This is a genomic window from Pseudomonas sp. LAMO17WK12:I10 (assembly GCF_900215185.1).
GTDB lineage: Bacteria > Pseudomonadota > Gammaproteobacteria > Pseudomonadales > Pseudomonadaceae > Aquipseudomonas > Aquipseudomonas chlororaphis.
On record NZ_OBDX01000005.1, the window covers coordinates 108,721 to 121,018 of the forward strand.

Consider the following 12,298-nt stretch of genomic DNA (forward strand, 5'->3'; position numbering starts at 1 on the left):
GCGGTGATCGACTTGGGCGGCACTCCGACGCAGCAGGGGTTGCTCTTGAGGGCCTCCGAAGGCCCTTCGGGCCTTATCGCAGCCTGCGGCAGCGGCTACAGCAAGCAAGGCTGGTCCGGCCTTTGCAATCACCGCCATGAACCCATTTTTCAGGAAGTTCTTCATGGCTCGTCCCGCTTATCGCCTGCTTGCCCATTCGCTGTGGGACCTTGTCCCGATCCTGATGGCCCTGGCGCATTTCTCCTTCGTCCTGTGGCTGGTGCTGGCCTTTCACAGCCTGTCCTGGTGGGTGATCCTGCCAGCGGCGTCGTTGTATGCGCTCAGCCTGTCGTGGAGCATCAACAGCATTTCCCACAACCAGATCCACAACGCCTATTTCAGCCTGCCGTGGCTGAACCGCGGCTTCGATCTGCTGCTGTCGGTGACCATCGGTTTTTCCCAGACCCTGTACCGCGATATCCACAACCGCCATCACCGTGGCAACTCGGATCGGCCCGGCCCGGACGGCACCACGGTCGATCCGCTGTCGATCTACCTGCATGGCCGCAACGGCCAGCCAGACAATGTCTGGGCCTACACCTTCCTGAGTTTTTTCCGCGACGACCCCAAGGCCATCTACCAGGAAATGCAGCGCAAGCGCCCGGCGGACGCGCGTTGGGTCAAGGTGGAAATCGGCGTGACGGTATTGGCCTACGCGGCGCTGGCGCTATACGACTGGCATGCGCTGCTGGTGCTGCTGCCGTTCTGGTACCTGGGACAGTCGCTGTCCTCGCTCAATGGCTACTACGAGCACCTGGGCGGCAACCCGGACCTGCCGATCGCCTGGGGCGTGAGTAGCTACAGCCGGCTCTACAACCTGATCTGGATGAACAACGGCTACCACGCCGAACACCACTACCGGCCGAAGATGCACTGGACCCGGGTCAAGGCCTTCCACCGCGAGATCCGCGAGCAGCAGCGGGCGGCGGGGGTGAAGGTGATTCCGCTGGCCCATGGCCTGGGCTTTCTGCTGAAACATCCCAAGCGCTGACACCCGCGTACCTGTAGCCGCTGCCGCAGGCTGCGATCGACCGGTACGGTCGTGGCGTTCTGAAGACCGCGAAAGGTTCGGCGGGAGATTGGGAACCAAGGCCCTGCGGGCCTTATCGCAGCCTCGCGGGCTCGGCAGCGGCTACAGGGGCGTTATGCGCCCCCCTATCCTAGGCCTCCTCGCCCTCGGCCAGCAGGGCGATCCCGCTGACTATCACCAGCACGCCGACCCAGTGCAGCAGGCTGATCTGCTCGCCCAGGCCCAGCCAGGAACCGAGCAACACCACCACGAACACCAGCGAACTCAGGGGGAAGGCCAGGGACAGGCTGCTGCGCCGCAGGATCAGCATCCACACGAAGAACGCGCCGATGTAGCAGGCAATCGCCAGCAGCACCCCCGGGTTGACCGCCACCGCGGCCAGCCATTGCAGGTTGAAATCCATCTGGCCCAGTTGGTCGCCGCCGACCTTGGTGGCGATCTGGCCGGCGCTTTCGAAGCCGATCAGCAGGACCCAGAGCACCAGGGTGCCGAGGCGCCCGTGGAGCCAGCCGTGAGTCTGTGCAGTCATGAAATCTTTCCTTGTGAAGCGTTGAGGAGGCTCAGGTGCTGGCGACGCACACCAGCATCACGCCGAGGGTGATGACCAGGGTGCCCAGCCAGCGCCGGCGGCTGACGTGCTCGCCGAGAATCAGCTTGCCGGCCAGGACCACGCCGCAATAGGCCAGGGCCGCCGCCGGGAACAGCAGGCTCAGCGGCGCGCGGGACAGGGCTTCGAGCCAGACGAAAAACTCGATCACATAGGCGCCGATGCCGCACCACAAGAGCGGCGCGTTGAACACCTGGCCCCAGAAGGCATTCAGGCGAAAACCGCCTTCCAGCTCCGGCAAACGGTCCAGGCCGAGCTTGAAACACAGCTGGCCGATCACGTCCAGGACAATGGAAAACGCCACCAGCAAGACGACGGTCAGGGTCACGGGAACAGCTCCTCGAACAACGCCATCAGGGCTTCGTTGGTGGTCGAATTGCGCAGCAGGTCGGCCGCGCTCCAGCGTTCGGCCGGCGGTTGGTCGGAGCGTGCTTCCCAGCGCTTGAAGGCGTTGCTGAAGGCCGGCGCGGCGAACTCGCCGCAGATGTCGATACCGAGGATGCGCTTGCCCGCCGCCAGGCTGCGCAGGGCCTGCAGCAGGTGGCTCAGGCGCATGCCGCCCTGGTCCCAGTTGGTCGCGGCGTCGGCACTGGCCAGCACGTCCTTGTCGATGGTGATCCAGATCGCCTGGGTCGGCAGGCTGGCGATCAACTGGTCGAGGAAGGCTGGCCAGTCGAGCCCGGCCAGGTTGCGCCAGTGCAGGTGGTTTTCCTGCTGCTGGTGCCCGGCGCCGTCGCCGACCCGGCCCCAGACCTTGGAGGGCGCGTGCTCCCAGGGAAACAGCTGCAGCTTGCCATGACGCAGCGTGCCGAGATTGCCGCCGCGCAGCTGCGGGTTGTGCAGGTCGTCGCTGCACGGCCCGAGGGTGACGATGCGCTGGATGTGCGGCATCTGCAGCGCTCGGTTGACCCAGGAACCGCAGTGCCGGCGCGGCGCGAAGCGCACCCAGTCGGGGTGGTTGTCGAAGTGGATCAGGCTGACCGGCTGTTGCAGGTCGGCGAGGAAGGCCGGGGTCAGGTGGTGGTAGTCACCGGAGCCGACAAAGAAGATTTCCGGCTGCGGGCCGCTGTGGGCGGGCCTTTGCCGCAGGCGCTCGGTGAAGTGGCGGTAGGTGCGTTCGGTGGACCAGAGCCGCAGTTTCGGGCCCAGGTCCAGCAGGTCCAGGCGTCGCGCCTGGCCGCTGCGCAGCCGGCGTTGGACAGGCTCCTGGGCGGTCAGGCTGTGGTCGAGATCGAGAATGTTCAAAGCAGGATTTACCCATGGCAGCGCCCCTCGGAAAAGCCTGCGTCACAGGTCGCAAACGCAGGCAGAGCGGGCTTTACAGGGTAAATGCAAGGGACGGGCCAGGGCGCTGAACGGCACCTGTAGCCGCTGCCGGGCCCGCGAGGCTGCGATCGCCCCCGTAGGGGGCGCAGAGGTCTTGAGATCGCTGAAGGCCTTATCGTCCGAACGCGGCCCGAGCCTGCGGCAGCGGCTACAGGGGGCGTCAGGCGTGGACGCGCACCCAGACGCTGACCAGCACGGTGGCGGCCATCAGCCAGGCCACCGCGGCCACCGCCAGGGAGGCTTCCAGGCGCAGGCGGTCGACCATCACGTAGAGGGTCGCCAGGTACACGAAGTAGGGAATGATCGACCACATGCCGAACACGATTGTGGTCTTCAGGTCGTCAATAGAACGGCCCTTGCCGACGATGTAGTGGGCGATCAGGGCGAAGGTCGGGAACAGCGGCACCAGGCCGGCGATGTAGTAATTCCGGGTCTTGGCCAGGGCGGCGAGGATCACCACCACGGCGGCGCCCAGGCAGGCTTTGAGCAATAAATCCACGGTACTTCTCGCAGGCGTTGGTTAGTGGCTCAGGCCGTATTTCTTGACCTTGTCGAACAGCGTGGTCTTGGCCATGCCCAGTTCCTGGCTGGCCTGGGTCAGGTTGCCGCCGCTGCGTTGCAGGGCGTCGTTGAGTAGGTTGCGCTCGAAGGCCTCGACCGCCTCGGCAAAGCCCAGGCCCTGCGCGGCGTTGCCGCTGGATTTCTTGAACGCCGGCAGGCCCAGGGCAAAACGTTCGGCGACGTTGCGCAACTCGCGCACATTGCCCGGCCAGTCATGGCTCATCAGATTCGACAGGGTCTGGTTGTCCAGCTCCGGCGCGGCGCGGTCGAAGCGCAGGGACGACTGCTGCAGGAAGTGTTCGAACAGCTGCAGGATGTCCTCGCGCCGTTCGCGCAACGGCGGCAGCTCCAGGGTCACCACGTTCAGGCGGTAATACAGGTCGCTGCGGAACTGGTTGGCGCGCCCCAGTTCGTCGAGGTCGGACTTGGTCGCCGCGATCACCCGGCAATCCACCGCCACGCTCTGGTTCGAACCGAGGCGCTCCAGGGTGCGCTCCTGCAATACCCGCAGCAGTTTGATCTGCAGGTTCATCGGCATGCTTTCCACTTCGTCGAGGAACAGCGTGCCTTCGTGGGCGTGCTCGATCTTGCCGATGCGCCGCTTGCCGGCGCCGGTGAAGGCGTTGGCCTCGTGGCCGAAGATCTCGCTTTCGAACAGGTTTTCCGGCAGGCCGCCGCAGTTGAGGGCGACGAACTGGTGGGTGTGGCGGCGGCTGAAGTCATGCAGGCAGCGGGCGACCAACTCCTTGCCGGTACCGGTCTCGCCTTCGATCAGCACGTTGGCCGAGGTGTCGGCGACGTTGGCGATCAGCTCCCGCAGGTGCTGCATGGCCGGCGAACGGCCGATGATCCGTCCTTCGAGGGAGTCGCGCTCGGCCAGCTGGCGGCGCAGCGACGACACTTCCCGGGCCAGCCCACGCTGCTCCAGGGCGCGGCGGGCAACGTCCACCAGGCGCTCGGGGGAGAAGGGCTTTTCCATGAAGTCATAGGCGCCTTTCTGCATCGCGCCGACGGCCATGGAGATATCGCCGTGGCCGGTGATCAGCACCACCGGCAGGCTGCGGTCGCGGGCCTTGAGGCGGGTCAGCAGTTCCAGGCCGTCGATGCCCGGCAGGCGGATATCGCTGATGACGATCCCGGCGAAGTTGTCGCCGACCCGCTCCAGGGCTTCTTCGGCGCTGCCGACGCCGACACAGGGAATGTCTTCCAGGGCCAGGGCCTGCTGGCAGCCGAGCAGGACATGGGGGTCGTCTTCGACGATCAGGACGGTAAGGTCGTTGTTCATAGCGGCTCGGCTTGTGTAGGGCTGACCAGGGGCAGGCTGAGGACGAAGGCGGTACCGCCGTCGGCCGGGTGCTCGACGCCCAGGTTGCCACCCGTGGCGGCGGCCAGGCTGGCGGACAGGGTCAGGCCGAGGCCCAGGCCCTGCTCGCCGGGTTTGGTGGTGAAGAAGGGTTCGAACAGGTGCTTGCGCGCCTCGGCGTCGATGCCGTGGCCGTTGTCGCGCACCCGCAGGCGGTATTTGCCTTCGACGCTTTCGCCTTCCAGCCACAGCTCCGGTCGCGGCTGGGCCTGCATGGCGTCCAGGGCGTTGCCGATCAGGTTGACCAGGATCTGCTCCAGGCGGGTCTGGTCGATCCGCACCTGGACTTCGTTGAAGTCGCGGTGCAATTGCAGCGGCAGGTTTTCCAGGCGCGCGTTGAGCAGTTGCAAGGCTGCGTCCACGGCCTTGCCGAGGCTGGCTTCGCCCTGGTCCTCGCCGCGACGGGCGAAGGAGCGCAGGCTGGCGGTGATGCGGCCCATGCGGTCGATCAGTTCGTTGATGGTCTTGAGGTTGGTGCTGGCGGTGTCCAGGGCGCCGCGCTCGAGGAAACGCACGGTGTTGCCGGACAGGGTGCGCAGGGCGGCCAGTGGCTGGTTCAGTTCATGGGCAATGCTGGTGGACATCTGGCCGATGGCGGCGAGCTTGCCGGCCTGGACCAGTTCGTCCTGGGCGCGGCGCAGGGTTTCCTCGGCCTGGCGGCGTTCGCGAATCTGACCCTTGAGCCGTTCGTTGCTGGCGCGCAGGTCGCTGGTGCGTTCGGCGATTCGCCGTTCCAGCTGGTTGTTGGCTTCCTGCAGGGCTTCGCGGGCGGCGAGGCGGGTGGCGATGACCTTGCGCCGCTCGTTCCAGGCAATCAGCAGGAAAGCCACCAGGGCGAAGGCCACGGCCACCAGGATGCCCTGGTTGATGGCTTCGCGACGCAGGTCCTTGAGCGGGGTCAGCAGGGTAAAGTTCCAGGGCGTATCGCTCAGGGGCCGGGTCTGGGACAGGTAGCTGATTTCCTTGTCGTCGGACACCAGCTCGGTGTTGGCCGGGAAGGTCAGTTTCTCCACGCCTTCGGCCAGGCGTTCGCGGGCCAGCGGCTCCAGTTCGTTGAGGGTGAACCAGTAATATTGCAGGCTGCGCGCCAGGCGCTCCTTGGTGTCGTCGCTCAGCGGGCGTACCGAGCGGAGGCGCCGGGCCGGGTCGCTGGAGAGGATGATGATGCCGTTCTCGTCGCTGACGAAGCCTTCCAGGCGGGCGCGTTGCCAACGTTCTTCCAGGGCCTCCAGGCGTACCTTGACCACCGCCACGCCGATGATCTTGCCCTGTTCTTCCAGGCCGTGGGCCAGGTAGTAGCCGGGCTCGCCGTTGGTACTGCCGATGCCGTAGAAGCGCCCGGGCTGGCCGCGCACGGCATTCTGGAAATAGGCCCGGAACGACAGGTCTTCACCCAGGTAGCTGTCGACGTCGCGCCAGTTGCTGGTGGCCAGCACGCGGCCGGTGGTGTCCATCACGTAAATGGCCCGACTGCGGCTGCGCCGGTTCAGGCCTTCGAGGTAATTGTTGACGGTCTGCCGGTGCTCCGGCGTCGGCTCGTTGAGCAGCAGCGACACACTGGATTCGAGTTCCAGCAGGCTGGGCAGGTAGGTGTATTTGCTGATCTCGCTTTCGACCGCGCGGGCGTGCAATTCCAGCTGGCGTTCGCCGTTCTCGCTGAGGCTGCGGATGCCGTAGTGCTCGCTGATCCAAAAGCCGACATAGCCCAGGCCGATCATCAGCGCGATGACCAGTGGCGGCAGGAACAGGTGGCGGATCAGACGGGGTTTCACGGCGAGTGATGGCGGCGCGGCGCGATAGAGAGTGGGGTCGCATTTCATCACAGATGCCTTGGGTCAACCACTGCACGATTCCTGTAGCCGCTGCCGCGGGCTGCGATAAGGTCCGCAGGACCTTCTCCGGATCCGAAGAGCACGTCTCCTTCGGAGCCGATCGCAGCCTGCGGTAGCGGCTACAGGCTGTGCTTTAGTGCTGCAGGATTTTCTCGAGGAAATGCTGCGCACGCTCGGAGCGGGCGTTGATGTCGCCGAAGAATTCCTCTTTCGGGCAGTCTTCGATGATTTTGCCGGCGTCCATGAAGATCACCCGGTCCGCGACCTTGCGGGCGAAGCCCATTTCGTGGGTCACGCACATCATGGTCATGCCTTCGTGGGCCAGTTGCACCATCACGTCCAGCACTTCGTTGACCATTTCCGGGTCGAGGGCGGAAGTCGGTTCGTCGAACAGCATGACGATCGGGTCCATCGCCAGCGCGCGGGCGATCGCCACACGTTGCTGCTGGCCGCCGGACAACTGGCCTGGATGCTTGTGGGCATGGGCCGAAAGACCTACGCGCTCCAGCAATTGCAGGCCTTTCTTGGTGGCTTCTTCCTTGCTGCGGCCCAGCACCTTGATCTGCGCGATGGTCAGGTTTTCGGTGATGGTCAGGTGCGGGAAGAGCTCGAAGTGCTGGAACACCATGCCCACGCGCGAGCGCAGTTTCGGCAGGTTGGTCTTCGGGTCGGCGATGGAGGTGCCGTCGACCACGATGTCACCTTTCTGGAACGGCTCCAGGGCGTTGACGCATTTGATCAGGGTGGATTTGCCGGAGCCGGACGGTCCGCACACCACGATCACTTCGCCTTTCTTGACCTCGGTGCTGCAATCGGTCAGCACCTGGAAGTCCCCATACCACTTGTTGATGTTCTTGATAGAGATCATACGGCAAACCTTTTTTGCAGACGCTTGACCAGCAGCGAGGCGGCAAAGCTGATTGTGAAATACACCAGACCGGCAACGATCAGGAACTCATTGGAGCGGCCGATGATGTCGCCGCTGGAGCGCGAGGCATTGAGGAAGTCCACCAGGCCCACGGTGTACACCAGCGAGGTGTCCTGGAACAGGATGATGCTCTGCTGCAGCAGCAGCGGGGTCATCTTGCGGAACGCCTGGGGCAGGATGATCAGGCGCATCATCTGGCCATAGCTCATGCCCAGTGCCTGGGCGGCGCCCATCTGGCCCTTGGGAATCGACTGCACGCCGGCGCGGACGATTTCACAGAAGTACGCCGCCTCGAACATCATGAAGGCGACGATGCACGAGCCGAACGCACCGATCGGGGTGTCTTCGCCGGTGATCCAGCGCAGCACGAAGGGCACCGCCAGGTAGAACCAGGTGATCACCAGCAGCAGCGGGATGGAGCGGAAGTAGTTGACGTAGACGCCAGCGATGTTCGACAGCAGTTTGCTGTGGGACAGACGCATCAACGCCAGGATGGTGCCGAGGATGATCCCGCCGACGACGCCCAGGGCCATCAGCTTGAGGGTCATCAGCATGCCGTTCCACAGGCCGGGAATGGCCGGGACGACGCCAGTGAAGTCGAAATCCATTATTTGCCCCCCACGGAGATCAGGCCGGGCACCGCGACTTTCTTCTCGACCATGCGCATCAGCAGCATCAGGCTCATGTTCAGGGTGAAGTAGATCAGCGTGGCCAGGGTGAAGGCTTCAAACAGGTTGGCCGAGAACTCGGCGGTCTGCTTGGTCTGCGCCAGCAACTCCATCAGGCCGATCAGCGAGGCCACGGAGGAGTTCTTGAAGACGTTGAGGAATTCCGAGGTAAGCGGCGGAATGATGATCCGATAGGCCTGGGGCAGCAGCACGTTCCAGTAGATCTGCGGCAGCTTGAAGCCCATGGCGCGGGCCGCGGATTCCTGGCCGCGTGGCAGCGCCTGGATACCGGTGCGCACCTGTTCGCAGACACGGGCGGCGGTGAACAGGCCCAGGCACACGACGACGCTCAAGTAGGCCGAGGTGGTCGGGTTGAGGTCCTGCTTGTACCACTCCTGCAGGTCTGGCGGCAGCAGGTCCGGTACCAGGAAGTACCAGATGAACAGCTGAACCAGCAGCGGTACGTTACGGAAGATCTCCACGTAGACGGTGGCGATGCCCGACACCAGGCGGTTCGGCACGGTCCGCATGACGCCCAGGATCGAGCCCAGCAGCAGCGCGACGATCCAGGCCACCACGGCGATGGCGATGGTCCAGCCCAGGCCCGCGATGTACCAGTCGAGATAGGTCTCGCTGCCCACGCCGGTGGACTTGAAGAACACGCCCCAGTCCCAGTTGTAATTCATTAGGGTCTCCCCTCTGATCGATCGATGTACAAGCACCCGCTTGGGGAAATCCGTTCCCGCCTGGATGACGCCCAGGCACACACGATCGGCTCGACAACCACCGGTTCGAGTGTTTCCAAAAAAAGCCAGCAGGTAGTGACAGGCTCCTGAAAGGGCCGCGCCCTTTCAGGAGACAAGGTTAGTCAGGAATCAGGACTTTTTATCGTCAGCCGCTTTGTCGGTCGGGTTGGCGATCAGGGCCTTGAGCTCGTCGCTCATCGGGAACATCAGGTTCAGGCCTTTTGGTGGAATCGGCGACTGGAACCATCTGTCGTAGATCTTGTTGATCTCACCCGACTTGAAGGTGGCGATGATGGCGTCGTCCACGGCCTTCTTGAACGGTGCGTCGCCCTTGCGAACCATGCAGCCGTAGATTTCATAGGATTGCGCGGTGCCGGTCACGGCCCACTCGCTCGGTTTGCGGGCCTTGGCCATTTCACCGGCCAGCAGCGCGTCGTCCATCATGAAGGCTACGGCGCGGCCGCCTTCGAGCATGTTGAAGGACTCGCCGTGGTCCTTGGCCGAGATCACGTTCATGCCCATCTGCTTGTCGGCGTTCATCGCCTTGAGGATGCGCTCGGACGTGGTGCCGGCGGTGGTCACGACGTTCTTGCCTTTGAGGTCCGGGAAGTCCTTGTAAGGCGAATCCTTCTTGGACAGCAGGCGGGTGCCGATCTCGAAGATGCCTACGGAGAAGTCGACCTGCTGCTGACGCTCGACGTTGTTGGTGGTGGAACCGCACTCGATGTCCACGGTGCCGTTCTGCACCAGCGGGATACGGGTCTGCGAGGTAACCAGGTTGTATTTGACCTTGAGATCCGGCATGTCGAGGTCTTTTTTCAGGGCTTCGACGATTTTCAGCTGGATGTCGTGGGAGTAGCCGACTGGAACGCCGGATGCATCCGCGATGTAGGAGAACGGAATGGAAGCGTCGCGATGTCCGAGGGTGATGGTGCCGGAGTCTTTGATTTTCTTCAGCGTGCCGGTGAGTTCGGCGGCGACCACTGGAGTGCTAATCAGAGCAGCAGCAATGGCTGCGCCCAACAGATGGGGAACGATGCGCATCAATATTTCCTCGACATTTGTTTTTTTTATGAAGCCAGTTCGACGGCTCTCTTATACAGCGAATGCCTTGACGGCTCCTGATGTGTGTTGGCGCATCAGGCATTCGTCGGAGAGTGTAGAGCATGAGTCGTGCCAGGCCAGCTGGCCCGTATCAAGGCCTTGATTTGAAAGGCTATTAAATATTTATGGCGGATATTGTCGGCGGTCTTTATCCGGTTATCCGAATCGACCCGAAAGTCGCGTTCGGAAAACCGAATGCCCAGCACGGCCGGGCTCATTCCCCTGTAGACGCGAGGCTTGCCCGCAATCCGGGCGCTGCGGTGTACCTGTTGGACTGCGTCATCGTTCATCGCGGGCAAGCCTCGCTGCTACAGAAGCTGCGGCCAAAAAAAGCCCCCGGGCCGTATGGCGCGGGGGCTTCTTTATAGGAGGGGCGATCAGGCGGCTTCGATCTTCGCCCGGTTCTGCTCGACCTTCTGCAGGTAATGCTGCAGTTTTTCCTGCTCTGCCGGTGTGGTGAACAGGCCCAGCTTGCTGCGGCGCCACAGGATGTCCTGGGCGTTGACTGCCCATTCTTCGCTGCACAGGTAATCGACTTCACGGGTGTACAGGCCGCCACCCAGGTGCTCGCCCAGGTCGTTCAGGCTGTGCACGCCTTCCAGCAGGCGCCAAGTGCGGCTGCCGTAGCTGCTGGCCCAACGGCGGGCGATTTCGCTGGGTACCCAGTCGAACTTCTGGCGAATCGCCTCGGCCAGTGCCTGCGGGGTGCTCATGTCTTCGCCGCCGGGCAGGGTCGAGTGGGCGGTCCAGCTCGGCTTGATGTTCTTGAAGAACGGCGTCAGCTGGGCCATGGCCGATTCGGCCAGCTTGCGGTAGGTGGTCAGCTTGCCGCCGAACACCGACAGCAGCGGCGCTTCGTCGGCATTGCCGGACAGCGCCAGGGTGTAGTCGCGGGTCACGGCCGACGGGTTGTCGGATTCGTCGTTGCACAGCGGGCGCACACCGGAGTAGGTGTGCACGATGTCCTGGCGGCTCAGCTGCTTCTTGAAGTGGGCGTTGACCACTTTCAGGATGTAGTCGGTTTCGCTTTCGGTAATCGCCACCTTCGCCGGGTCACCGGTGTACTCGCGGTCGGTGGTGCCGATCAGGGTGAAGTGGTTCAGGTACGGAATGGTGAAGACGATGCGCTGGTCTTCGTTCTGCAGGATGTGCGCATGTTCGCCTTCGTACAGCTTCGGCACGATCAGGTGGCTGCCCTGGATCAGGCGGATGCCGTAAGGCGAATCCAGCTTCAGGTCGTCCTTGATGAACTTGGCGACCCATGGGCCGGCGGCGTTCACCAGGGCCTTGGCTTGAATCGAGAACAGGCTGCCGTCGGCGCGCTCCAGGTGCAGGTGCCACATGCCCTTGCTGCGGCGGGCGCTGATGCAGCGGGTCTGGGTGTGCACATGGGCGCCTTTTTCGCGGGCGGCCATGGCGTTCAACACCACCAGGCGAGCGTCGTCTACCCAGCAGTCGGAGTATTCGAAGCCTTTGGTGATCTCGGCTTTCAACGGGCTGTCGGCACCGAACTTGAGGCTCTTGGAACCGGCGAGTTTTTCCCGCTTGCCCAGGTGGTCATACAGGAACAGGCCGGCGCGGATCATCCACGCCGGACGCAGGTGCGGGCGGTGCGGCAGGACGAAACGCATGGGCTTGACGATATGCGGGGCCTTGGCCAGCAGCACTTCGCGTTCGGCCAGGGCTTCGCGCACCAGACGGAACTCGTAATGTTCGAGGTAGCGCAGGCCACCGTGGATCAGCTTGCTGCTGGCCGAGGAAGTATGGCTGGCCAGGTCGTCTTTTTCGCAAAGGAACACGGACAGGCCACGCCCGGCGGCATCGGCGGCGATGCCGACGCCATTGATCCCACCGCCGATCACGGCAATGTCATAAATCTCGGCGAGAGGGGGCGCGGGCAAGGTGGAAGTGGGCATCGACTGGCCTCGTGTTCTTCTGGTATTTGAAATCGAACATTAATGTTCATTTGCGAAAATACTAGCGCAGAAACACGCCGACAGCCAGTGGGATTCGATTGAAAAAACTCATCGAAAGGCAGGGAAAGGAAAATTTACGAACATTGTCGGACGCGAGGTGTCCGCGGCTTGCGGAGGA

At 63.5% G+C, this 12,298-nt stretch carries 12 protein-coding genes; 1 reads left to right on the plus strand and 11 read right to left on the minus strand.

Going from position 1 to position 12,298, the window contains the following annotated elements; genetic code table 11:
• The first annotated feature begins 163 nt into the window (after positions 1-163).
• Positions 164-1,030, plus strand: coding sequence for a fatty acid desaturase (locus CRO75_RS08140; RefSeq protein ID WP_097134946.1), 867 nt, complete (start codon positions 164-166; stop codon positions 1,028-1,030).
• Between the two features lie 169 nt (positions 1,031-1,199).
• Here the strand turns inward: CRO75_RS08140 and CRO75_RS08145 are convergent, their stop codons facing one another.
• The 11 genes from CRO75_RS08145 to glpD form a co-directional block, all read right to left on the minus strand.
• On the minus strand, positions 1,200-1,598 hold the full coding sequence (locus CRO75_RS08145; RefSeq protein WP_097134947.1) for an EamA family transporter: 399 nt from the start codon (positions 1,596-1,598) through the stop codon (positions 1,200-1,202).
• 31 nt (positions 1,599-1,629) lie between these two features.
• Positions 1,630-2,004 (minus strand): EamA family transporter, encoded by a 375-nt coding sequence (locus CRO75_RS08150; RefSeq protein ID WP_053262459.1) that lies wholly within the window; start codon positions 2,002-2,004, stop codon positions 1,630-1,632.
• Positions 2,001-2,921, minus strand: coding sequence for an arginase (locus CRO75_RS08155; protein WP_097134948.1), 921 nt, complete (start codon positions 2,919-2,921; stop codon positions 2,001-2,003). Before CRO75_RS08155 ends, CRO75_RS08150 begins: the two co-directional genes overlap by 4 nt.
• A 241-nt stretch (positions 2,922-3,162) precedes the next feature.
• Complete coding sequence (locus CRO75_RS08160; protein ID WP_162096444.1) at positions 3,163-3,492, minus strand: GlpM family protein; 330 nt, start codon at positions 3,490-3,492, stop codon at positions 3,163-3,165.
• 30 nt (positions 3,493-3,522) lie between these two features.
• A complete protein-coding gene (locus CRO75_RS08165; protein ID WP_007927143.1) occupies positions 3,523-4,848 on the minus strand; it encodes a sigma-54 dependent transcriptional regulator in 1,326 nt (441 codons plus the stop codon).
• Entirely contained in the window at positions 4,845-6,746 is a 1,902-nt protein-coding gene (locus tag CRO75_RS08170) for a sensor histidine kinase (protein WP_097134949.1), read from the minus strand. The genes CRO75_RS08165 and CRO75_RS08170 overlap by 4 nt, the downstream gene beginning before the upstream one ends.
• A gap of 145 nt (positions 6,747-6,891) precedes the next feature.
• Entirely contained in the window at positions 6,892-7,626 is a 735-nt protein-coding gene (locus CRO75_RS08175) for an amino acid ABC transporter ATP-binding protein (protein WP_007927141.1), read from the minus strand.
• Entirely contained in the window at positions 7,623-8,294 is a 672-nt protein-coding gene (locus tag CRO75_RS08180) for an ABC transporter permease subunit (RefSeq protein ID WP_038576238.1), read from the minus strand. The genes CRO75_RS08175 and CRO75_RS08180 overlap by 4 nt, the downstream gene beginning before the upstream one ends.
• Positions 8,294-9,040: an amino acid ABC transporter permease gene (locus CRO75_RS08185; RefSeq protein WP_038576239.1), complete on the minus strand. Its 747-nt coding sequence runs from the start codon at positions 9,038-9,040 to the stop codon at positions 8,294-8,296. Before CRO75_RS08185 ends, CRO75_RS08180 begins: the two co-directional genes overlap by 1 nt.
• 189 nt (positions 9,041-9,229) lie before the next feature.
• Positions 9,230-10,144: a glutamate/aspartate ABC transporter substrate-binding protein gene (locus CRO75_RS08190; protein WP_097134950.1), complete on the minus strand. Its 915-nt coding sequence runs from the start codon at positions 10,142-10,144 to the stop codon at positions 9,230-9,232.
• Between the two features lie 437 nt (positions 10,145-10,581).
• Complete coding sequence (gene glpD, locus CRO75_RS08195) at positions 10,582-12,120, minus strand: glycerol-3-phosphate dehydrogenase (RefSeq protein WP_097134951.1); 1,539 nt, start codon at positions 12,118-12,120, stop codon at positions 10,582-10,584.
• Positions 12,121-12,298 lie beyond the last annotated feature (178 nt).

Bases quoted from the DNA above. Each gene is read 5' to 3' on its own strand.
- CRO75_RS08170 (WP_097134949.1), bottom strand. From the start codon at position 6,746: ATGAAATGCGACCCCACTCTCTATCGCGCCGCGCCGCCATCACTCGCC.
- CRO75_RS08175 (WP_007927141.1), bottom strand. From the start codon at position 7,626: ATGATCTCTATCAAGAACATCAACAAGTGGTATGGGGACTTCCAGGTG.
- CRO75_RS08190 (WP_097134950.1), bottom strand. From the start codon at position 10,144: ATGCGCATCGTTCCCCATCTGTTGGGCGCAGCCATTGCTGCTGCTCTG.
- CRO75_RS08180 (WP_038576238.1), bottom strand. From the start codon at position 8,294: ATGGATTTCGACTTCACTGGCGTCGTCCCGGCCATTCCCGGCCTGTGG.
- CRO75_RS08140 (WP_097134946.1), top strand. From the start codon at position 164: ATGGCTCGTCCCGCTTATCGCCTGCTTGCCCATTCGCTGTGGGACCTT.
- CRO75_RS08185 (WP_038576239.1), bottom strand. From the start codon at position 9,040: ATGAATTACAACTGGGACTGGGGCGTGTTCTTCAAGTCCACCGGCGTG.
- CRO75_RS08165 (WP_007927143.1), bottom strand. From the start codon at position 4,848: ATGAACAACGACCTTACCGTCCTGATCGTCGAAGACGACCCCCATGTC.
- CRO75_RS08145 (WP_097134947.1), bottom strand. From the start codon at position 1,598: ATGACTGCACAGACTCACGGCTGGCTCCACGGGCGCCTCGGCACCCTG.
- glpD (WP_097134951.1), bottom strand. From the start codon at position 12,120: ATGCCCACTTCCACCTTGCCCGCGCCCCCTCTCGCCGAGATTTATGAC.